The organism is Streptomyces ortus (assembly GCF_026341275.1).
In the GTDB taxonomy this organism is placed as follows: Bacteria; Actinomycetota; Actinomycetes; order Streptomycetales; family Streptomycetaceae; genus Streptomyces; species Streptomyces ortus.
This window is the reverse complement of sequence record NZ_JAIFZO010000002.1, coordinates 3,504,974-3,525,605: the sequence shown is the minus strand read 5'-3', so window position 1 is coordinate 3,525,605 and position 20,632 is coordinate 3,504,974. Positions and strand designations below refer to the sequence as shown.

The following is a 20,632-nucleotide window of genomic DNA, read 5'->3' as shown; positions in this document are numbered from 1 at the left end:
GGTGCTGTGCCTCGGGCTGCTGCGCGCCGGGCGCGTGAACCGGCCGTGCGGCCCGTTCCCTCGGGGCCGACCGGCCCCGACACCGCCCCCGGACAGCCCCTGGGGCCACGGACCGGACCGCTGGATGCTCGAAGTGCCCAGAAGCCTTGAGGAGACCCGCGATGACGGACGACGTACTCGGCCGACCCACGGTCCATGCCCTGCTCGCGGACGGCACCACGGTGTGCATCCGTCCCGTCGTGCGAGGTGATCACGACCAACTGCAGGGGCTGTACGAGGAGATGTCCCCGGACAACCTGCGGCTGCGTTTCTTCGGGCCGAGCCGGCGCTCCGCCGAGATGGCCGCCGGGCGTGCCTGTGCACCGCCGAGGCCCGGTTACCGGGCGCTGCTGGCCGAGACGCAGGGACAGGTGATCGGCCTGGCCGAGTACGACACCGCGGGCGGGGGCGACTCGGCCGAGATCTCCATCGCCGTCGCCGACGGACTCCACCACCGGGGCATCGGCACCCTGCTCGTCGAGCATCTGGTCTCGGCCGCCCGTGCGGAGGGCATCCGGACGTTCACCGCCGACGCGCTCAGTGAGAACCACGAGGTCCTCCAGCTCTTCGCCGACCTCGGCCTGCGCACGGCCCGCCGTTTCGACGGGCCGGAGGTGCGCTGCCATGTGGAACTCACCGAGGACGACGCCTATCTGACCGCCGTGGAGGCGCGCGGGCGGGCCGCCGACATCGCGAGCCTCCGACCCCTTCTGAGGCCCGACGCGGTCGCGGTCGTCGGTGCGGGCCGCAGGGCCGGTTCCGTGGGACGTGCCGTCCTGCACCACCTGCACCAAGGCGGTTTCAGCCGGCGGCTGTTCGCGGTGAACCCGGCGGCCACGTCGATCCTCGGCGTGCCGTCCTACCCCTCGGTCAGTGCCCTGCCCGTAACGCCCGACCTGGCCGTCGTCGCGGTGCCGGCCACCGCCGTCCCGGCCGCCGCCGAGGAGTGCGGCAAGGCAGGCGTGAGGGCGCTGCTCGTCGTCTCCGCCCGCCTTGACAGCGCCCAGGCCCGGGCGCTGATGGCGGCGTGCCGCACGTACGGCATGCGCCTCGTGGGGCCCAACTGTCTCGGCGTCTCCAACACCGAACCCGGCCTGCGGCTCGACGCCACCTTCGCCGCCGACCATCCGCGCCCCGGCACCGCCGGCGTGGCCGTGCAGTCCGGCGGCGTCGGCATCGCGCTCCTCGACGGACTCTCCCGCCTCGGTATCGGTGTCTCCTCCTTCGCCTCCCTCGGTGACAAGTACGACGTCAGCGGCAACGACATGCTCCAGTGGTGGGAGAGCGACGGCCGCACCGACCTCGCCCTGCTGCACCTGGAGTCCTTCGGCAACCCGCGCTCCTTCTCCCGCACGGCGCGGCGGGTCACCCGCCGCATGCCCCTGCTCACCGTCGACGCCGGCCGTACCGACGCGGGCCGCCGTGCCGCCGCTTCCCACACGTCGGCCGCGGCCACCCGGACGATGACGCGGCAGGCCCTGTTCACCCAGGCGGGCATCACCGCCACCCGCTCGGTCGCCGAACTCCTCGAAGCCGCCGCTCTGATGCACTCCCAGCCACTTCCGGCCGGGAACCGCGTCGCGATCGTCACCAACGCGGGCGGCGCGGGCGTCCTGGCGGCCGACGCGTGTGCCGAGGCGGGGCTCGCCCTGCCGCCGTTCACCCCGGAGACGGTCGACGACCTGCTCGGCGTACTGCCTGAGGGTGCCGCTGTCGGCAACCCCGTCGACGCCACCGCCGGGGTCACCGAGGAACAGCTCAGGGCGTGCGTGGAGCGGCTCACCCGCTCGCCGAGCGTCGACGCCGTCCTGCTGGCGCTCGTCCCCACGGCGGTGGCCACGGCGACCGGCGACGACCTCGTCCGGGCCCTCACCCGGCCTCGGCCCCGGACTCCGGGCCCGGTCCCGAACGGCGAGGCCGGACCTCCCGCGCAGTGGGTACGGCCGGTCGTGGCGGTGCGACTCGAACAGGATCTGCCGGTCAAGCTGCTGCCCACGACTGACGGCGGCACCGTCCCCTCCTACGCCGAACCCCAGGCGGCGGCACGGGCGCTGGCCCACGCCGCCCACCGCGCGACGTGGCTGAGCAGGCCCGAGAGCACGATCCCGGATCTCGACGGAGTCGACACCCCACGGGCTCACCGGGTCGCCGAGGACTTCTTCGCCGCTCACCCCGACGGCGGCTGGCTGGACCCGCACACCTGTGCGGAACTCCTGTCCTGCTACGGAGTTCCGCAGCTCGAATGGGCCTGGGCGGAGACCGAGGACGACGCCGTGACCGTCGCCGAGCGGCTGCGCGGACCCGACGGCCGGGTCGTCATGAAGGCCCACTGGCCGGGCCTGCTGCACAAGAGCGCGCAGCGGGCCGTCCACCTCGATCTCCAAGGCGACTCCCAGGTACGTGCCGCCTTCCGGGACCTGGAGACACGGTTCGCGGGCCTGCTCACCGGAGTGGTCGTGCAGCCCTTGGCCGCCCGCGACACCGAGCTCTTCGCGGGCGTCGTCCAGGACGAGGTCTTCGGACCGCTGGTCCTGTTCGGCCTCGGAGGCACGGCCACCGAGGTGCTCGCCGACCACGCCGCCCGGCTCGCCCCGCTGACCGACCGCGACGTACACGACCTGATCACGGCCCCGCGCTGTGCTCCGCTCCTCTTCGGCGCGCACGGCAGCGGGCCGGTCGACCTCCCCGGCCTCGAACAGGTGCTGCTGCGCCTGTCCCGCATGGCGAGCGACCTCCCCCAGCTCGCCGAGGCCGACTTCAACCCCGTTCTGGCGACACCGGGCGCGGTCTCCGTGCTTGACGCGCGGGTGCGTCTGGTGCCGCGCCGGCCCCAGGACCCGTACCTGCGCCGACTCCGCTGAGAAGGGAACCACCATGAAACACGACAAGATCGGTTCCGTGATGACGACCGAGGTCGTCCGGGCCACGTACGGCACCCCGTTCAAGGAGGTGGCACGGCGGCTCGCGGAGCACCGGATCAGCGGCCTGCCCGTCATCGACGAGGACGAGAAGGTCATCGGAGTCATCTCCGAGACCGACCTGATGCTTCGGCAGGCACGGACGCCCGACCCGTACGCCCCGAAGCGTCGCTTCTCGCTCGCCGGGCTGAGGCCCGGCGTCCGCAGGCAGGCCGTGAAGGCGAGGGCCCGGACCGCGGGGCAGCTGATGACCGAACCGCCTGTGACGGCGCACGCCGACGACACGATCGTCGAGGCCGCCCGCACCATGGCCCGGCGACGGGTGGAACGCCTGCCTGTCCTGGACGAGGAGGACCGGCTCGTGGGCATCGTCACCCGCCGCGACCTGCTGCAGGTGTTTCTGCGGCCCGACCGGGAGATCCGGCAGGAGGTCGTCGACGAGGTGCTGGTCAGGTCGCTGTGGCTGGCGCCCACCACGGTCGACGTCTCGGTGACCGAGGGCGTGGTCACGCTCACCGGTCACGTGGAACGCAAGAGCGAGTCGGAGATCGCCGTTTCCATGACGCGCCAGATCGACGGTGTCGTCGCGGTGGTCGACAAGCTCACCTTCCGGCTGGACGACGCGCGGTTCCGGGCCGACGAGAACGCGCCGCACGGGGTCGCCGACGACTGGCTGCGCAGGATGTAGAAAGACTCGCCCCATCCCCCATCCCCATCGCCATCGCCATCAACATCACTCTCACCCGTTTCCCGGGCGGAAGGAGGCGTACCGCCATGACCGAGAGCGTGCTGGTCGCCTACGGGACGAAGAACGGATCGACCGCGCAGATCGCCGAGGCCATCGCGGCGGTCCTGCGCAAGAACGGACTGACAGCCGACGCACGGCCGGCCGCGTCCGCGGAGGCAGGCGTCGCGTCGTACGACGCCGTGGTGGTCGGCGGCGCGCTGTACGCCGGACGCTGGCACCGGGACGCCCGCCGGTTCGTCCGGCGGCACCGCCCTCAACTGGCGGCGCGTCCGGTGTGGCTGTTCAGCAGCGGGCCCCTCGACGCGTCGGCCTCGGAGCGGGACATCCCACCCGTGTCCGACGTACGGCGCGTCATGGGCCGGCTGGACATCAGGGAGCACGTGACGTTCGGGGGGTGCATCGAGGAAGGTGCGCGCGGGTACATGGCCCGGTTGATCCTGCGTTCCGGAAAGGGCGGAGACTTCCGGGACTTCGGGGCGGTCGAGGCGTGGGCGGAGCGCATCGGCGCCGAACTCGTGGGCGAGCAGGCAGCGGAGCGTGGGCGAGAAGGCAGCCGAGAAGGCAGCGGAGAAGGAAAAGGCTGACACACCGTGACCAGTTCCCACGGTTTCCGAGGGCCAGGCGCTCCCGCTCCTGCCCGCGCGGCTGTGAGGACATCCACGCGAGAACCTCGTGGCTGGGGAGACACGAGGTCTCGCGCGCCGGCCGTCGTCCTGAGCGGTGCCCAGGGCGACGGCCGGTTGATTCGATCCGTCACGAACTGTCAGCAGCGATCAAGTGCGTCATCGGTGCACGAGTTCGGTGCGTACGTCGACGACCCCTTCGACGGCCCGCACGGCCCGGGTCAGCACCGGTACGAGGCAGCGGTCGGGCAGACTTCCGCCCAGCGTGACCACACCGCCGGCGACGCCGACCGTCAGGGGGGTGGTGACCGGAAGCTGGATGAGGACGGACCGCCGGATCTCGTCGGCGATCTCCTCGTCGGACCGGAGGAAGACCTTCAGCAGGTCGCCGCGGCTCACCACACCCTGCAGCAGGCCGATCCTGTCGACGACCGGGAGCCGCTTGACCCTGCGGCGGGCCATGATGCGCGCGGCCTCGGGCAGCGTGGCGTCGGGATGCACGGTGACGGCGGGAGTGCTCATCAGCTCGCCCGCGGTCAGACCGCCCGCAGTCAGACCATCTGTGGTCGGGCCACCCGCGGTCGGGCCACCCGCCGCGACCCGTTCCGGAGGGACGCCCGCACGGGCGGTGGCCTCGTCGTCGGCATCCCGCAGCTCCTCCGCGCGCAGCAGGTCCGCCTCGGACACCACGCCGATGACCCGTCCCTCGCCGGCCAGCACGGGCAGTGCGCTGACCTTCCACTGGGCGAGCAGTTCGACGATCTCCTTGAAGGACGCCTCTCGCCCGACGGCGACGACGGTATGGGTCATCACATCGCTCACCGTGTGCGGTGATCCGGCAAAGGGAGAGGTGGAGGGTGAGTCGGACATCGAAGCCTCCCGAAGTGCGGACGACCGTCGGCCCGAGGAAGGGACGGAGACCGGCCGGCGATCCTCGTACGTGCCTTCGTCCCTCTCACTGTGCGCCGCGCACAGGGCGTGCCACAGGGGCCGAACGACCCATGCCGGGGGCCGGACGTCCGTGTCACTCCGGCACGACGGCCACCGGACTTCCGGTGGACCGCAGCAGGGTGTCCACGGTGGCGGACAGACCGTGCACGACCGGGCGTCCGCGTCCGACCACCACGAGCTCGGCGTTGTCCGGATCGCGTAGCAGCGCCTCGGTCGGCGAGAACAGGACGACGTCCTCAAGGACCGGCACGGTCGGGTCCTTCTCACGCCACGGCCGCAGCACGTCGGACAGCAGCTGCACCTCGTGGTCCTCCCACGTGGCGCGGTCCTTCTCCGGTACGCGGAAGGGCAGTTCGGCGGCGGCCGGCGGAAGCGACCAGGCGTGCACCGCCCGCAGCCGCGCCTGCCGCAGCCGAGCCGTGCCGAAGGCGAAATCGAGCGCACCGGCCGCGGGGTCGCGCGCGTCGATCCCGACGGTGATCCGGGTGGGCCGGTTCGGCGGTCTCGCGGGGCCGGGACCGCCGGGCACGAACACGACCGGGCACGCGGCGCCCCCGACGATCTCCCGGACGATCGGACTCGGGAACGGACCGGCGGACCCGGACTCCTCCGGCGTGCCTGTGCCTGTGCCTGCGCCCGTACCCGTACCCGTACCCGTACCCGTACCCGTACCCGTACCCGTACCCGTACCCGTACCCGTTCCTGTTCCTACGACGACCAGTTGCGCGTTCCGGACCAGCGAACGCCCTTCCCGTACGACCGTTCCGGTGATGTGCGTGGTGTCGACTCTCAACCCCGTGTGAGCGTGGGCAAGTTGAGCCGCCACGGGGTTCGCCACGGGTCGCGGGTGACCCCCGTCGTACCGGGGCGTGCCGTGTTCCACCCGCGGCGCGACATGGACGATCCGCAGAGGAAGCCCCCGCCGCGCCGCCTCACACGCCGCCCACTTCACGACACGCGTGCGCGCCGACAGGTCGTCTCCGATGACCATCACCCACTGCGTCGACATGGTGCCTCCGAGGTCCGAGGGAGGGGCTCCCCACCCTCCGGACTCTGGGTCCTGATGACCCGGTACGCGCAGGGGCCGAACGGTCCCTTGTGGAGCCCTGGCGGCCCCTGCTGCCGGGGCCGGGGAGGGACGACACTGGCTATGAGAAGCAGACCCGGATGCTGGAGGTGTGCGGAATGCTCGCGCCTGTGATTGCCGGAGTCGACGGTTCCGCCGAGAGTCTCTCCGCGGCCGAGTGGGCGGCCCGCGAGGCCGTACGCCGCGAACGTCCCCTGTGGTTGCTGCACGCCCGCAACTGGCATCCTCGCCAGGACGGCGAGGCGGCGAACGCGGCGCAGCGCCATCAGGCCCGCCGTGTACTGCGCCGGGCGGAGGATCGTGTCCGCCGTGCCTGCCCCGCGGTCCGGCTGTCCGAGGAGCAGGCCGACGGGCCCGCGACAGCCGCCCTGTTGCGGGCAGCCGACCGTGCGGAACTGCTGGTCCTGGGGTCGCGTGGGCTCAGCGGCTTCACCGGCTTCCTGGTGGGCTCCGTGGCCCTCGGCGTGGTGGCGAAGGCGACGTGTCCCGTCGTCCTCGTACGGGCGGGGGAGGAACCGCAGGACGAGCATGTTCCCGAGGCGGACGGGGGCGCCTCCGATCGCACCTGCTACCGCGACGTGGTGCTGGGTCTCGATGCCGGTGACCCGAGCGACACGGTGATCGACTTCGCCTTCGCGGCGGCCCGGTCGCGCGGTGCCCGGCTGCGGGTCCTCTACGCCTGGCAGGCGCCCTCCGCGTTCGAACTGGGCCCGGGAGACGTCGCTCTCGCGGACCGGCCGCAGCAGGCACGGGAGTGGCGGGGTTTCCTGTCCGCGGTGCTTCAGGTGTGGCGGGACAAGTACCCCGACGTCGAAGTCCTGGAATGCGTACCGCAGGGCAAAGCGGCCTCGGTGCTGATCAAGGCCGCTTCCACGGCGGGTCTTCTGGTGGTCGGTCATCACCTGGCCGAGCGTCCCCTCGGACCGCGTACCGGACCCGTCACCCACGCCGCCGTCCATCACGTGAGCTGTCCCGTCGCCGTGGTGCCCCTCTTGTGAGCGCACCGAGTTGACCGGAGCGGCAGCGAGCCGACGGGAACGATGCCCGGCAGAAGGCAGGACAGAGGGCAGGACAGCAGGCAGGGCGGAAGGCAGGGCGGAAGGCGAAGGGGGTGCGACCGATGGGGAAGGCCAGGCGCACGACGGTCCTGGGATGGCGATGGCGACGGCGGGACAATCCTCTGCGGCGGCACAGCGACAGGGCGGAAGCGTGGGTCGTCCTGGCCACCTGGGTGCTGGCGGCGGCCGGCGCGATCGCTGCGGGACTCGCCTCCGCCCTGGTGATCGAGGACGTGATGGCGCGCAGCCGTGCGGAGGGCCGGGAAGTGTCCGCCGTGCTTCTCGAAACCGCGCCGGCCGCTCTGCGTGACGTGAGCACCGGAGCCACCTACACACATGTGCGGGCGAAGGTGCGGTGGACCGATGGCGAGGGGACGGTGCACATCGACCGCGCGAGCGTACGGGCCGGCGCGGACGCCGGTGCCACGGCGACGGTCTGGACGGACGGGAACGGCCACCTGATCCCCACGCCCATGGGCCCGACGGAGGCAGAGGCACGCGCGGTCCTGACCGGGGTGGGCGCTGCTGTCGGCGGCGGTCTGGCGGTCCTGGCGGGCGGACGGCTCGTCCGGCTGCGGATCGAGCGCCGTGCCACCGAACTGTGGGCCCGGGAATGGGAGAAGGTCGGGCCTCGGTGGGGCCACCGGACCGGCTGAGGCACGCCGACGGTGTGGGCCGGACCGGATCAGGACCAGGGTCCGGCGCGGAGTCAGCTTCGGAGCCCGGGTCGGCGATCGGGTCGGCGATCGGCCGAAGGGGCGTCCGAGCCGCGCGACACCTGTCAGGAGAAGCGGTATCTGTCAGGAGAAACAACAGGTGTCAGGAGAAGCCGCATCTGTCAGGAGAAGCGACACCTGTCAGGAGAAGTCGAACTCGACGTCCACGACACCGTCCACGGCCCGTGTCAGACGTGCGGCCAGGGGGACGAGTGACCTGTCGCCGATGTGTCCGCCGAGCTTCACGACCCCGTCCCGTACCTCGGTGCGCACGCGGGACGAGGGCGGGAAGAGGTGGGCCACGACTTCTCGCCGGACCTCCTCCGCTATCTCCTCGTCCGCACGCAGAAAGACCTTCAGCAGGTCCGAGCGGCTGACGATGCCGTGCAGCGAACCGGAGCCGTCGACGACCGGGAGTCGCTTGACCCCGGAGCGGGCCATGGTCCGGGCGGCCTGGGCGAGCGTCGTGCCGGGGGGTGTGGTGAGGGCGGGGGAGGTCATGAGTTCCCCGGCGGTCACCGCCCCGGCCTTGGTGAGATCGGTGAGCCCGCGAAGCCGGGACCGGGGGAGGTCCGGGCCACTGTCGCGGAACTCCTCCTTGGGCAGCAGATCGGCCTCGGAGACGATCCCGACCACCTCTCCGTTCTCGCCCACGACGGGCAGGGCGCTGACGTTCCGCTCCTGCATCGTCTGGACGATCTCCTTGAACGAGGCCCCGCGGCCCACGGTGGCGACGGTATGGGTCATCACATCGTTCACGACGTGCGGCATGCCGAGCATGATGTCTCCCTGGACGTATCGATCGCGGTCATCTTCGAAGGAGGCCGCGGCGTCTTGCGGGGCCCGCCTCACCCGATTCCGGGGCCCGCCTCACCCGACGGTCTCCGTGAGGCGTACTCCGGTGATCAGATCGGGGTGGATGAGGACCGCGTGGTCCATGGTCCGGTGCAACCAGGGCCGGAGCAGCGTCTGGTAGCGGGCGACTTCGCGCGGGTCGGTGACCAGACGGGCATAGCCGGTGACGACCACGCTCCAGCCGAGGTGTGTGTCCGGATCGATGGCGTCGGCCTCATAGGCGACGACCACGCCAGGGCCGTCGGCCTGCCGCGTACGTGTGGTGAGTGCCGCCCCGTCGTGGGTGCGGATGACGATGTGCCCGGCGTCCAGTACGTGGTTGACCGGACGGATGGTCGGCAGGGCGTGCTGGGTGAAGACGATCCTTCCCAGCGACACACTGCCCAGCAACCGCAGGGCTTCGTCGCTGTCGAGCTCGACGCTCACGCGAAGCCCGGGAGAACCCGGCTCGGCATTGTGGGGAAGCATGGGCGACCTTCGTACGGAATCGGTGTGCACGGTGGTGTGCGTGGTGTGCGGGATCAGATCATTCGAGTGCGCTCGACGTGCCGCACACCAGGGGCCGTTGGGCCCTCGACCCGGTCCGGTCGGGCCCGCGGCCGGAGTCTGTCGCCCCTCATCGGCTGTCGCTCGCTGCGGTCTTCGGCAGGGCGGCGCGTCCGGCTTCCAGGCGGGCCACCGGGACCCGGAACGGTGAGCAGGACACGTAGTCCAGTCCCGCCGCGTGGAAGAAGTGCACGGACTCGGGATCGCCGCCGTGCTCTCCGCAGACCCCGATCGTCAGGTCGGGCCGGGCCGCGCGGCCCTCGGCGACCGCGATCCCGACCAGTCGCCCCACGCCCTCGCGGTCGATCGTCTCGAACGGGGACGTGGCGAAGACACCCTTGTCGAGGTAGGCGGAGAAGAACGCCGCCTCGACGTCGTCGCGGGAGAAACCCCAGGTGGTCTGGGTCAGATCGTTCGTGCCGAAGGAGAAGAACTCTGCTTGCCCGGCGATCCGGCCGGCGGTGAGCGCGGCCCGGGGCAGCTCGATCATGGTGCCGACCGGGCAGGTCACCTCGATGCCGGACTCGGCCGACACCTCGGCCAGTACGCGTTCCACCTCCTCGCGCTCGATGCGCAGTTCCTCGACGGCACCCACCAGCGGCACCATGATCTCCGCCTTCGGTGAGCCGCCGGCCCGCCTGCGCTCGACGACCGCTTCGGCGATGGCCCGTACCTGCATGGCGACCAGGCCCGGCACCACCAGACCCAGGCGTACACCGCGCAGGCCGAGCATCGGGTTCTCCTCGTGCATGCGGTTCACGGCGTCGAGCAGTTCGGCGTCGTGCGGATCCGGCAGGTCGCCGTGTGCCTCGGTGGTGGCGATGCGTACGGCGAGTTCGGTGTGGTCGGGCAGGAACTCGTGCAGCGGCGGGTCCAGAAGACGGATGGTGACCGGCAGTCCGTCCATCGCTTCGAGGATGCCGACGAAGTCCTTCCGCTGCAGGGGCAGCAGCGCGGCGAGGGCGCGTTCGCGTGTGTCGTCGTCGGCGGCCAGGATCATCTGCTCGATGAGCTTGCGGCGTTCTCCGAGGAACATGTGCTCGGTGCGGCACAGGCCGACGCCCTGGGCGCCGAACCGGCGGGCCCGGGCGGCGTCCTCCGGCGTGTCGGCGTTGGCCCGCACCTCCAACCGCCTTGCCCGGTCGGCCAGTTGCAGGGAACGAGCCACCGCGTCCACCACTTTGTCCGACTGCTCGGCGCATGCACCGGTCTCCAGGTACCGCATGACCGCGGAGTCGACCAGTGGGGCCGCTCCCGGGTACACGGCACCCGCGGAGCCGTCCACCGAGATGACCGTGCCCTCCTCGACGACGGCGCCGTCGCCGGTGGTGAAACGCCGTGCCCTGGTGTCCACGGTGAGTTCCTCGGCCCCGCAGACGCAGACCTTGCCCATGCCGCGGGCGACGACCGCCGCATGGCTCGTCTTTCCGCCTCGGCTGGTGAGAACGGCCTGGGCGGCGACCATGCCCGGCAGATCGTCGGGGGTGGTCTCCTGGCGGACCAGGACGACCTTCTCCCCGGCCGCGGCACGCCGTACGGCCTCGGCGGAGTCGAAGACGGCCGCGCCCACCGCCGCACCCGGCGAGGCGGGCAGACCGCGGGCGAGCGGGTCACCGGTCACCGAGGTGTCGAACCGCGGGAACATCAGGTGGGCGAGGCCGTCCCCGCTCACCCGGGACAGGGCCTCGTCGGCGGTGATGAGTCCCTCGTCGGCCAGTTCGGCGGCGATGGCGAACGCGGCCTCCGCGGTGCGCTTGCCGACCCGGGTCTGCAGCATCCACAGGGTGCCGCGCTCGATGGTGAACTCGATGTCGCACAGGTCCCGGTAGTGGTTCTCCAGCGTCCGCAGGTGCTCGCGCAGCCGCCGGTAGGAGGCCGGGTCGAGCCGTTCCAGTTCGGCGAGGGGCACGGTGTTGCGGATGCCGGCGACGACGTCCTCGCCCTGTGCGTTGGACAGGTAGTCGCCGTACAGTCCGCCGCGTCCGGTGGCCGGGTCGCGGGTGAAGGCGACACCGCTGCCGGAGTCGGGGCCGAGGTTGCCGAACACCATGCGCTGCACGGTGACCGCGGTGCCCAGGTCGTCGGGGATGTGCTCGCGCCGCCGGTACAGGCGGGCCCGTTCGCCGTTCCACGAACCGAAGACCGCGAGGACCGCCCGCCGCAGCTGCTCGGCGGGCGACTGCGGGAAGTCCTCGCCCGTCACGACGTGGATCAGGTTCTTGTACGTCTCCACCAGCCCGGCCAGGTCGCTCGCGTCCAGCTGCAGATCGTCCGGGGCCCCGCGCCGCTCCTTGAGCAGCGTCATGGCCCGCTCGAACAGTTCGGTGTCGACGCCCATGACCGTGCTGCCGAACATCTGCACCAGCCTGCGGTACGAGTCCCAGGCGAACCGCTCGTTGCCCGAGGCCTTGGCCAGCCCCAGGACGGAGGCGTCGTTGAGACCGATGTCGAGGACCGTCTCCATCATACCCGGCATGGAGAAGCGGGCCCCGGAGCGGACGGACAGCAGCAGCGGGCCGTCCGGCTGTCCCAGCACCCGTCCGGCCGCGGTCTCGACGGCCGACAGATGGCGGGAGATCTGTCGGGACATGCCCTCGGGTTCGGCGCCGGTGGCCAAAAAGGCACGGCAGGCCTCGGTGGTGACGATGAAACCCTGCGGGACGGGAAGGCCCAGCCCGGTCATCTCGGCCAGGTTCGCTCCCTTGCCGCCGAGCAGGCCGGCCATGTCACGGCCGCCCTCGGTGAAGTCGTACACGTAACGGCCCATGTCCCTGTGCTCCTCGGCTCGGCGCCCCGGCTCGATGTGCTCGTGTCCCTCCAGCGTCGGGTGGCCGCGGGCAGGAGTGGCAGGTGCTGGACGTCCCTGCGGGTGGGCCGGTCGGCCCCCCTGGCGGGCGTCGGGAGCCGGTTCGCCCGGGAAAACAGGGCCGACCGGCCCTGGCCGTTCGTCCTTGAAGGGGGAAGGATCCAGAAGTACAAGAAGCCGGTACGCGCACGGGTGCGGACGGCGTCCGGCGCGCGACAGGGAGCATCCGATGGCGGACAGTGCACGACCCGGCCCCGACGGTTCGATCCGGGTCTTCCTGCTGGACGACCACGAGGTGGTCCGGCGCGGGGTGCGCGATCTGTTGAACGACGAGCCGGACATCACGGTGGTCGGCGAGGCCGGCACCGTCGAGCAGGCGCTCGTCCGCGTTCCCGCCCTGCGGCCGCAGGTGGCGGTCCTCGACATCCGGCTGTCCGACGGTGACGGCGTGACCGTCTGCCGGGAGCTGCGCTCGCAGATGCCCGAGCTGGTCTGCCTGATGCTGACCTCGTTCGACGACGAGGAGGCCCTGCTCGACTCGATCATGGCGGGGGCTTCCGGCTACGTCCTCAAACAGATCAAGGGAGCCGACCTCGTGTCGGCCGTCCGTACGGTGGCCGCGGGCCAGTCCCTGCTGGACCCGAGCGCCACCGCCAAACTGATGGCCCGGCTGCGCGAGGGGGACCAGCCGAAGGAGGAGCCGGAGGCGCTGCCCGGCCTGACGGAGCGGGAACGCGACATCCTCGCCCTGATCGGCAAGGGGCTGACCAACCGGCAGATCGGCCAGCAGCTCTTCCTCGCCGAGAAGACGGTGAAGAACCACATCTCGCGGCTGCTCGCCAAGCTCGGTGTGGAGCGGCGCATCCAGGCCGCCGTCATCGCCACCCAGGCCGAGGACAGACGCAGGCACGAAGCACACTGAGTCCCACGCGCCGAGCACGAGCGCGGACGGCCACGCCGAGGAGAGCGGAACGCGCTCCAGGGCTTGTCCGGCGCGCAGCCAGTCCGTCCGGTGGGCGTGCGCGGTGGACAGCAGGGCGATCAGCGTCTGCCTCTCGAAGGGCCTTGTGGGCAACACGTCCGGATGACGGTAGGCACCGAAGTCCCGTAGCGGGATCTGTTCGCGACGGAACAGCCGCTCGGTCTCACCAGGGCCGGGAAGGGACAGGGCGGCTCCCTCGGCGTGGGCGGCCTCGCGGAGTTCGGCCGGGACACCCGAGGGCACCGGCCGCCCGGAGAACGGCGGACGGCTGCTGTGCCGTGGTTGCGGAAGACATGGGATCCTCCTCCCCGCCTTGCGGCGACCGGTTCAGCGTGGCGCGGGCGGCAGCGGGGGAGGAAAGGCCGAACGGCCCCGTCGCGGGCCCGGGAGGGCCCGTGCCCGATCCCCGCGGCGGACGCGGGAGCGCGGGAGCCGGGCGCGGGGGAACACCCCCGCGAAGGCGGGGCCGAACGTCCTGGGGAAAGGACTGGGCGGCCCCTGCTGCACGAAGCGCTTCCCGCGCCAGGCTGGGCCAGGGAGGGGAACGAACCCACCTGGACGCGGGAGGTACGCGTCATGCTCCGCCACGTTGCCGCGGGGATCGACGGCTCACCACAGAGCCTCGCCGGCGCGCACCGGGCGGCGAGGGACGAGGAGGCACAGTCATGACCACCCCGTACGTGACCGTCGGTGTGAACGGCTCGATCATCGCCGTACGGGCCCTGGACCGAGCGGCACGCGAGGCCGAACTGCGCGGAGCGGCCCTGGACATCGTGTACGCCGTGCCGGACACCGACGAGGCGGGACCGATCCTGGCGTCCGCCGTGACCCGGACGCGGGAGCGTCACCCCCGCCTGCCGGTCACGGCGTCGGCGGCCGAGGGCGGCGCCGTACAGGCACTGCTGCGCCACGGCCGCGACGCGGCGCTCACCGTGGTCGGCGCCCGCGGCCTCGGTACCCTCGCCGGTCTCGTCCTCGGCTCGGTGAGCCTGCGCATGGCGGCGTACTCGCACGGTCCGCTGCTCGTCGTGGGCGGCGACCACCGGCCGCACGGCGGTGACGTACTGCTCGGACTGGAGAGCGACGCCGACGCCGACGTGGCCGCGTTCGCGTTCGAGGAGGCCGTACGCCGCGGCGCGGGGCTGCGCATCCTGCACGCCTGGGGCTACCCGCACCTGCTGCCCGAGCAGGCGCCGCCGATACCGACGCGCCGGGTGGCGGACGAACTCGCCCGGCACGCCCGGACGGAGCAGGCGGTGCCGCGCTTCGCCGTGGCCGCCCTGCGGGAGAAGTACGCCGACGTCGAGGTGCAGACCCGCACCGTGCGCTCGGGGCCGGTGCACGCGCTGCTGGAGGCGACCCGCGAGGCCGCCGTCGTGGTCGTCGGCGGCCGTCGGCGTCCTGGCCTTGCCGGTCCGCCCCGGGGCCCGGTCACCCACGCGCTGCTGCACCGGTCCCACTGCCCGGTGCTGTTCGTTCCCACAGGGCACGCAGGAGACGCAGGGCACGCCGGTACGGGCCTCGGCTGAGCGGTACGAGGGTCGCGGCGCCGTGTCCGGGTCTTGGGCAGCGACCCGGTAGCGCCGGCCGGACGCGGCCTGTTCGCCGACGACACGGACCCGCGCACGGTCCACCCCGGCCGTGCGGTCTCCGCCGACAGGGCCCGATCGCGTGCCGTTGGGGGCCGACCGGCCCTGTCGGCGCCGCGAGGCCTGGCCCGAGGGTGGTCCCGAGTGCGTACCGGCAGGAGACCGCGACCCCGGAAGGGAACCCATCATGCGCGACGCCCCCCAGCAGGCGCCCACCCCCATCACGGATGACGAACTGCGCGTCCTGGACGCCCACTGGCGCGCCGCGAACTACCTGGCCGTCGGGCAGATCTACCTCATGTCCAACCCCCTGCTGAGCGAACCCCTGCGTCCCGAGCACGTGAAGCCGCGACTGCTCGGGCACTGGGGTACGTCCCCGGGCCTGAACCTGGTCCACACCCACCTCAACCGCGTCGTCAAGGCCCGGGGCCAGGACGCGCTGTGCATCTGGGGGCCCGGACACGGCGGCCCCGCCGTGCTGGCCAACTCCTGGCTGGAGGGCAGCTACTCGGAGACCTACCCGGACGTGAGCCGCGACGCCGAGGGCATGGCCCGACTCTTGAGGCAGTTCTCCTTCCCCGGCGGCGTGCCCAGTCACGTCGCGCCCGAGACCCCCGGATCGATCCACGAGGGCGGCGAACTCGGTTACTCCCTCTCGCACGCCTATGGAGCGGCCCTGGACAACCCGGATCTGCTGGTCGCCTGCGTGATCGGCGACGGCGAGGCCGAGACCGGCCCGCTGGCCGCCTCGTGGCACTCCAACAAGTTCCTCGATCCGGTGCACGACGGGGCGGTGCTGCCCATCCTGCACCTCAACGGCTACAAGATCGCCAACCCGACGGTGCTGGCCCGGCTCGCCGAGTCCGAACTCGACTCGCTGCTGCGGGGCTACGGGCACATACCCATCCACGTCACCGGGGACGACCCCATGACCGTCCACCGGGACATGGCCGTCGCCATGGACCACGCCCTGGAGCGGATCGACCTCATCCAGCGCACGGCACGCGAGGACGGTGTCACACAGCGGGCCCACTGGCCGGTGATCGTACTGCGCACCCCCAAGGGCTGGACCGGCCCCGCCGAGGTCGACGGTCTGCAGGTCGAGGGCACCTGGCGGGCCCACCAGGTCCCGCTGTCCGCCGTCCGCGACAACCCCGAGCACCTGCGGCAACTGGAGGCGTGGCTGCGCTCGTACCGCCCCGAGGAACTCTTCGACGCGCACGGCCGCCCGCGTGAGCAGGTGCTGGCCTGCGTTCCCGAAGGCGCCCTGCGCCTGGGCGCCACCGCGCACGCCAACGGCGGTCTGCTGCTGCGCGAACTGCCGCTGCCCGAACTGGACCGGTTCGCCGTCGCCGTCGACAAACCCGGTGTGACCCTGCACGAACCCACCCGGGTGCTCGGGGACCTGCTGGAGCACGTCATGCACCACACCGCGGGACGCCGTGACTTCCGGCTCGTCGGCCCGGACGAGACGGCCTCCAACCGGCTCCAGGCCGTCTTCCACGCCAGCGGCAAGGCCTGGCAGGCCGACACCCTCCCCGTGGACGAACACCTGGACCGGCACGGCCGGGTCATGGAGATCCTCTCCGAACACACCTGCCAGGGCTGGCTGGAAGGCTATCTGCTGACCGGCCGGCACGGTCTGTTCTCCTGCTACGAGGCGTTCGTCCACATCGTCGACTCCATGGTCAACCAGCACATCAAATGGCTGCGCGTCACCCGCCGCCTGCCCTGGCGCGCCCCCATCGCCTCCCTCAACTACCTGCTGACCTCGCACGTGTGGCGTCAGGACCACAACGGCTTCTCCCACCAGGACCCGGGCTTCGTCGACCACGTCCTCAACAAGAGCCCTGAGGTCGTCCGGGTCTATCTGCCCCCGGACGCCAACACTTTGCTGTCCGTCGCCGACCACGTGCTGCGCAGCCGCGACTACGTCAACGTCGTCGTGGCGGGCAAACAGCCGTGCTTCGACTGGCTCAGCATGGACCAGGCGCGGGTGCACTGCGCCCGGGGCGCGGGGATCTGGGAATGGGCCGGCACGGAGGACGGCGCCCGCGAACCCGACGTCGTGCTCGCCGCGGCCGGCGACGTGCCCACCCAGGAGGTGCTGGCCGCCGCGCAGTTGCTGCGCCGGCATCTGCCCGACCTGACCGTCCGCGTGGTCAACGTCGTCGACCTGGCACGGCTGCTTCCCCAGGAGGAGCACCCGCACGGCATGCCCGCCTCGCAGTACGACGCGCTGTTCACCCGCGACAAGCCGGTCATCTTCGCCTACCACGGCTACCCGTGGCTGATCCACCGCCTCGCCTACCGCCGTACCGGCCACGCCAACCTGCACGTACGCGGCTACAAGGAGATCGGCACCACCACGACCCCGTTCGACATGCTGGTGACCAACGACCTCGACCGCTACCGCCTGGTCATGGACGTCATCGACCGCGTGCCCGGCCTCGCCGTGAAGGCCGCCCCCGTACGGCAGCTGATGGAGGACACCCGGCTGCGCCACCACGACTGGATCCGCGAACACGGCACCGACCTGCCGGAGGTCGCGGACTGGACCTGGGACGGCTGAGGCCACCGTTTCGAACCGTCGCCCGGAGCCGCGCGGGCCTCCACCGGCAGGTGGCCGTGCGCCGATCGGTGTCCGGGTGCCGTCCGGGTCCGGGTGACACTGGGTGCGTGATTATCGAACGCGCCTATGCCCACCTCTCCTCGTACGACGAGAAAGCCTGGCCGTGGTCGGTGCCGTGCGTCCGGCAACTGCTCGACGAGGGGCTGCGGTTCACCGCGCCGGTGACCTTTCTGGTCGGTGAGAACGGCTCGGGGAAGTCCACCCTGGTGGAGGCGCTGGCGGAAGGGTTCGGCCTGGACCCTTACGGCGGCTCCCACGACTGGCGCTACGCCTCCCCGCGTGAGAGGTCGGTCCTCGGTGAGCACATGAAGTTCGACGCCGCCGCCGGACGCGGGCGCCGTATGGCCACCAGTTGGTCGGCCCGCAAGGGCTTCTTCCTGCGGGCCGAGACCGCCCTGGACGCTCTCGACAGGGAGGGGTTCTCGCCGGACCGGGTCAGCCACGGGGAGGGCTTCCTCGCGGCGTTCCGCGGCAAGTTCCTGCACGCGGGGCTCTATGTCCTCGACGAGCCGGAGGCGGCGCTCTCCTTCACCTCCTGCCTCGAACTGATCGGACACCTCGACCGGTTGGCCAAGGAGGGCGGCCAGGTCGTCTGTGCCACCCACTCCCCGCTGCTGACCGCGCTGCCCGGCGCGGACATCGTCGAGGTCGGCGAGGAGGGTATGCGGAGGGTCGCCTGGGGCGAACTCGGCATCGTGGATCACTGGCGCCGCTATCTCGCCGACCCGCACGCCTATCTGCGGCACGTCGTCGACCCGTAGTCAGGGCCCCCTCGGCGTCCCCACGGCGTCCCCTCGGCGTCCCCTCGGCGTCCCCACGGCCGCCGCGCCGACCCCCGGTCGAGGCGCGGGAGGCCGGCTCTGTCACTCGCCGAGCATGCCCCGCTCCTCCAGCGTCCTGCGCAGCGCCCGCATGGCGTAGAAGGCGCGACTCTTGACGGTGCCGGGCGGGATGCCGAGGCGCTGGGCGGCTTGGGCAACGCTGCATTCGAGGTGGTACATGAGCTGAATGCCGGTCCGCTGCTGCTCGTTCAGGTCCCGGAAGGCTCGAACGTTCTCGTCGTGACGACCAATGACGTACCTGGATACGAAGTCAAGGAGGTCATGGGAGAGGTGTTCGGGCTCACGGTGCGTTCTCGCAACCTGGGATCGCAGCTCGGAGCCGGGCTGAAGTCAGTCGTAGGCGGCGAGCTGAAGGGCCTCACCAAGACGCTGGTGCAGACCCGGAACGAGGCCATGGAGCGCCTGATCGAGGCCGCCGGTGCCCGCGGCGCGAACGCCGTGCTCGCCATGCGTTTCGACGTCACGACGGCTCAGGACATCGGCACCGAGGTCTGTGCCTACGGAACGGCCGTGGTCGTCGTTCCGGTCGCCTAGCACCAGGCGAGTTCCCAACGCGGGGCGGGCGGAGCGATCCGCTCGCTCCGAGAAGTGGAGCGCGGGACGGTCCCGCGGTCACAAACCCAGGATCGTCGCCACCAGTTCGCTGCGGCTGCGGACGCCGGTCTTCGCGAAGATGTTCTTCAAGTGGTCCTGCACGGTCGCCGCGGTGATGTGCAGTTCCACGGCGATGGTCCGCGACGGCAGGCCGGCGACGACCCGCGCCAGCACGTCCCGCTCGCGCGGCGTGAGGCCGTAGGCGAGCAGCAGTATCTCGGCCACGTCGGCGGCCGGCGCCGGATGCACCGTCACGGCGACGGCCGCCGGGTGCGGGCCACCGCTCAACGGCGAGGCCTGGACGGAGAGCCACCGTCCCGAGCGTCCGCGGACGCGCCCGTACGCCGGCAGCTCCGCACCTCTCACCCGCGCGGCGACCTCAAGGACCGCCGACGGCAGTTCCGCCTCCGACGGGTCCAGTTCGTCCTGCCAGAGCTGGGCGGCCTCGTTCTGCGAGAACAGCCGCAGGTCCTGGTCGAGCAGGAGCACCCCGGCCTCGGACGGCCCCGCGGCGTCGTCGTCGGGGATCCGGTGGGCGGCGCGCCGCAGGGCCGCGCCGACCGGGGCGGACAGCCTCCGCAGGACGCCGACGTCGACCGGGGTGAAGTCCATCCGCTCGCCGCCGCGGAAGAGGGCGATGACACCCCAGCACCGGCCGTCCACCACGAAACCGGCCCTCAACTCGTGCTGTGCGTCGATCATCGGCAGCACGGTCCGGTAGCGGTGGCTGGACTCCGGATCACCGCCGGTGGCCGCACCGAGCGTGCCCGCGGACACCTCGCCGCGGGCCAGTGCCGCGAACTTCAGGACGTCGTCCACCAGGTACTCGTTGTGCGCGGCGGCCGGGGCCGCCTCCGGCACGAGTCCGGCGCTGACCTGGTCGGCGGTCAGCAGCGTCATCGGGTCGATCGTGCTGAAGCAGTAGGAGTCGGCCGCGATCAGGCGCGCCAGCCGGTCGACGATCCGGCGGCGCAATTCCCGGGAGTCGAGGTCGAGACGGCAGAGCGCCTCGACGTCGCGCACGGTCTCGCGCCGGACCATCGGGGAACTCACCCTCCCCACGCTATCCCAGAAATATGGGAGGGCCCGCCGGCCTCCGGGCGCCTACCGTTGGCCCGAGAAGCCCCAGGTCACCGGAGGTAAGCAGACATGACCCCGTCCCTGCTCAACGTCGGACTGGACCCCGCGCTGGTGGACGACGCGCCCTCGTCCCGGGCGGCGTTCCCCGAGATCGACGCGCAAGCGGTCCGGGCCGGGCTGGCCGCCGGTCGGGCGCGGCTTGAGGAACTCGGCCTCAGCGTCGATGTCTGCCTGCTCGACTACGGCCGCACGGCCGAGGCGGTGTACCGCGCCGCGCTGACCGCCAAGGACTACGACCTCGTGTTGATCGGCGCCGGCGTCCGTCTCGACCCGGAGCTGACCCCGCTCCTGGAAGTGCTGGTCAACACCACCCACGAGCTGGCACCCGGCGCGAAACTCTGCTTCAACGTCAGCCCGTTCACGATCGTCGAGGCCGTCCAACGATGGTGGCCCGAACACAAACCGCTGGTCTAGGCGTTCCGTTCGGCTCCCTTCGCTTCCCTTCGGTTCCACTCAGCACTCAAGACCCCTTCAAGACACGACGCGACGAACGGGAGGCGGTCCTC

At 71.7% G+C, this 20,632-nt stretch carries 18 protein-coding genes; 11 read left to right on the top strand and 7 right to left on the bottom strand.

All coding sequences use genetic code 11. The features are described from left to right. The first annotated feature begins 161 nt into the window (after positions 1 to 161). The 3 genes from K3769_RS18885 (at position 162) to K3769_RS18875 (ending at position 4,289) form a co-directional block, all read left to right on the top strand. Positions 162 to 2,900 (top strand): bifunctional acetate--CoA ligase family protein/GNAT family N-acetyltransferase, encoded by a 2,739-nt coding sequence (locus K3769_RS18885; protein WP_267027580.1) that lies wholly within the window; start codon positions 162 to 164, stop codon positions 2,898 to 2,900. A gap of 13 nt (positions 2,901 to 2,913) precedes the next feature. Continuing rightward, positions 2,914 to 3,645, top strand: a complete 732-nt coding sequence (locus K3769_RS18880) for a CBS domain-containing protein (protein WP_267027579.1) — start codon at positions 2,914 to 2,916, stop codon at positions 3,643 to 3,645. An 86-nt stretch (positions 3,646 to 3,731) separates the two neighbouring features. Then, positions 3,732 to 4,289: a flavodoxin domain-containing protein gene (locus K3769_RS18875; RefSeq protein ID WP_267027578.1), complete on the top strand. Its 558-nt coding sequence runs from the start codon at positions 3,732 to 3,734 to the stop codon at positions 4,287 to 4,289. A gap of 198 nt (positions 4,290 to 4,487) precedes the next feature. Here K3769_RS18875 and K3769_RS18870 read toward each other — a convergent pair whose 3' ends face one another. Further along, positions 4,488 to 5,138, bottom strand: coding sequence for a CBS domain-containing protein (locus K3769_RS18870; protein WP_267027577.1), 651 nt, complete (start codon positions 5,136 to 5,138; stop codon positions 4,488 to 4,490). Between the two features lie 214 nt (positions 5,139 to 5,352). After that, positions 5,353 to 6,288, bottom strand: a complete 936-nt coding sequence (locus K3769_RS18865; protein ID WP_267027576.1) for a universal stress protein — start codon at positions 6,286 to 6,288, stop codon at positions 5,353 to 5,355. Between the two features lie 176 nt (positions 6,289 to 6,464). Between K3769_RS18865 and K3769_RS18860 the strand changes: the two genes are divergently transcribed. Both K3769_RS18860 and K3769_RS18855 read left to right on the top strand, forming a co-directional pair. Further along, complete coding sequence (locus K3769_RS18860) at positions 6,465 to 7,364, top strand: universal stress protein (protein WP_267027575.1); 900 nt, start codon at positions 6,465 to 6,467, stop codon at positions 7,362 to 7,364. 122 nt (positions 7,365 to 7,486) lie between these two features. After that, on the top strand, positions 7,487 to 8,080 hold the full coding sequence (locus tag K3769_RS18855; protein ID WP_267027574.1) for an Rv1733c family protein: 594 nt from the start codon (positions 7,487 to 7,489) through the stop codon (positions 8,078 to 8,080). Between the two features lie 201 nt (positions 8,081 to 8,281). Here K3769_RS18855 and K3769_RS18850 read toward each other — a convergent pair whose 3' ends face one another. The 3 genes from K3769_RS18850 to ppdK all read right to left on the bottom strand — a co-directional run bounded on the left by K3769_RS18850 (position 8,282) and on the right by ppdK (position 12,308). Further along, entirely contained in the window at positions 8,282 to 8,920 is a 639-nt protein-coding gene (locus K3769_RS18850) for a CBS domain-containing protein (protein ID WP_267027573.1), read from the bottom strand. A 90-nt stretch (positions 8,921 to 9,010) separates the two neighbouring features. After that, on the bottom strand, positions 9,011 to 9,463 hold the full coding sequence (locus K3769_RS18845; protein ID WP_267027572.1) for a pyridoxamine 5'-phosphate oxidase family protein: 453 nt from the start codon (positions 9,461 to 9,463) through the stop codon (positions 9,011 to 9,013). Positions 9,464 to 9,611: 148 nt separating this feature from the next. Further along, on the bottom strand, positions 9,612 to 12,308 hold the full coding sequence (gene ppdK, locus K3769_RS18840; protein WP_267027571.1) for a pyruvate, phosphate dikinase: 2,697 nt from the start codon (positions 12,306 to 12,308) through the stop codon (positions 9,612 to 9,614). A gap of 268 nt (positions 12,309 to 12,576) precedes the next feature. Here ppdK and K3769_RS18835 point away from each other — a divergent pair, with 268 nt between their 5' ends. From K3769_RS18835 to K3769_RS18815, 4 genes are all read left to right on the top strand, one after another. After that, positions 12,577 to 13,269, top strand: coding sequence for a response regulator (locus tag K3769_RS18835; protein WP_267027570.1), 693 nt, complete (start codon positions 12,577 to 12,579; stop codon positions 13,267 to 13,269). Between the two features lie 725 nt (positions 13,270 to 13,994). Next, entirely contained in the window at positions 13,995 to 14,858 is an 864-nt protein-coding gene (locus tag K3769_RS18825; RefSeq protein WP_267027569.1) for a universal stress protein, read from the top strand. A 247-nt stretch (positions 14,859 to 15,105) separates the two neighbouring features. Next, the gene (locus tag K3769_RS18820) at positions 15,106 to 17,490 is read left to right on the top strand and encodes a phosphoketolase family protein (RefSeq protein ID WP_267027568.1); all 2,385 of its coding nucleotides are present in this window, start codon (positions 15,106 to 15,108) and stop codon (positions 17,488 to 17,490) included. A 107-nt stretch (positions 17,491 to 17,597) separates the two neighbouring features. Further along, positions 17,598 to 18,311: an AAA family ATPase gene (locus K3769_RS18815; RefSeq protein WP_267027567.1), complete on the top strand. Its 714-nt coding sequence runs from the start codon at positions 17,598 to 17,600 to the stop codon at positions 18,309 to 18,311. 102 nt (positions 18,312 to 18,413) lie between these two features. On the opposite strand, the gene K3769_RS18810 is transcribed toward K3769_RS18815, so the two are convergent. Continuing rightward, positions 18,414 to 18,551, bottom strand: a complete 138-nt coding sequence (locus K3769_RS18810; RefSeq protein ID WP_372514977.1) for a sigma factor-like helix-turn-helix DNA-binding protein — start codon at positions 18,549 to 18,551, stop codon at positions 18,414 to 18,416. Positions 18,552 to 18,569: 18 nt separating this feature from the next. Between K3769_RS18810 and K3769_RS18805 the strand changes: the two genes are divergently transcribed. After that, complete coding sequence (locus tag K3769_RS18805; RefSeq protein ID WP_267031435.1) at positions 18,570 to 18,926, top strand: YbjQ family protein; 357 nt, start codon at positions 18,570 to 18,572, stop codon at positions 18,924 to 18,926. 78 nt (positions 18,927 to 19,004) lie between these two features. Here the strand turns inward: K3769_RS18805 and K3769_RS40930 are convergent, their stop codons facing one another. Continuing rightward, positions 19,005 to 20,039 (bottom strand): helix-turn-helix transcriptional regulator, encoded by a 1,035-nt coding sequence (locus K3769_RS40930; RefSeq protein ID WP_267027566.1) that lies wholly within the window; start codon positions 20,037 to 20,039, stop codon positions 19,005 to 19,007. 96 nt (positions 20,040 to 20,135) lie between these two features. Here K3769_RS40930 and K3769_RS18795 point away from each other — a divergent pair, with 96 nt between their 5' ends. After that, positions 20,136 to 20,540, top strand: coding sequence for a hypothetical protein (locus K3769_RS18795; RefSeq protein WP_267027565.1), 405 nt, complete (start codon positions 20,136 to 20,138; stop codon positions 20,538 to 20,540). Positions 20,541 to 20,632 lie beyond the last annotated feature (92 nt).

Coding starts and splice junctions, on each gene's coding strand:
- K3769_RS18885 (WP_267027580.1), top strand. CDS start 162: ATGACGGACGACGTACTCGGCCGACCCACGGTCCATGCCCTGCTCGCG.
- K3769_RS18880 (WP_267027579.1), top strand. CDS start 2,914: ATGAAACACGACAAGATCGGTTCCGTGATGACGACCGAGGTCGTCCGG.
- K3769_RS18875 (WP_267027578.1), top strand. CDS start 3,732: ATGACCGAGAGCGTGCTGGTCGCCTACGGGACGAAGAACGGATCGACC.
- K3769_RS18870 (WP_267027577.1), bottom strand. CDS start 5,138: ATGACCCATACCGTCGTCGCCGTCGGGCGAGAGGCGTCCTTCAAGGAG.
- K3769_RS18865 (WP_267027576.1), bottom strand. CDS start 6,288: ATGTCGACGCAGTGGGTGATGGTCATCGGAGACGACCTGTCGGCGCGC.
- K3769_RS18860 (WP_267027575.1), top strand. CDS start 6,465: ATGCTCGCGCCTGTGATTGCCGGAGTCGACGGTTCCGCCGAGAGTCTC.
- K3769_RS18855 (WP_267027574.1), top strand. CDS start 7,487: ATGGGGAAGGCCAGGCGCACGACGGTCCTGGGATGGCGATGGCGACGG.
- K3769_RS18850 (WP_267027573.1), bottom strand. CDS start 8,920: ATGCTCGGCATGCCGCACGTCGTGAACGATGTGATGACCCATACCGTC.
- K3769_RS18845 (WP_267027572.1), bottom strand. CDS start 9,463: ATGCTTCCCCACAATGCCGAGCCGGGTTCTCCCGGGCTTCGCGTGAGC.
- ppdK (WP_267027571.1), bottom strand. CDS start 12,308: ATGGGCCGTTACGTGTACGACTTCACCGAGGGCGGCCGTGACATGGCC.
- K3769_RS18835 (WP_267027570.1), top strand. CDS start 12,577: ATGGCGGACAGTGCACGACCCGGCCCCGACGGTTCGATCCGGGTCTTC.
- K3769_RS18825 (WP_267027569.1), top strand. CDS start 13,995: ATGACCACCCCGTACGTGACCGTCGGTGTGAACGGCTCGATCATCGCC.
- K3769_RS18820 (WP_267027568.1), top strand. CDS start 15,106: ATGCGCGACGCCCCCCAGCAGGCGCCCACCCCCATCACGGATGACGAA.
- K3769_RS18810 (WP_372514977.1), bottom strand. CDS start 18,551: ATGTACCACCTCGAATGCAGCGTTGCCCAAGCCGCCCAGCGCCTCGGC.
- K3769_RS18795 (WP_267027565.1), top strand. CDS start 20,136: ATGACCCCGTCCCTGCTCAACGTCGGACTGGACCCCGCGCTGGTGGAC.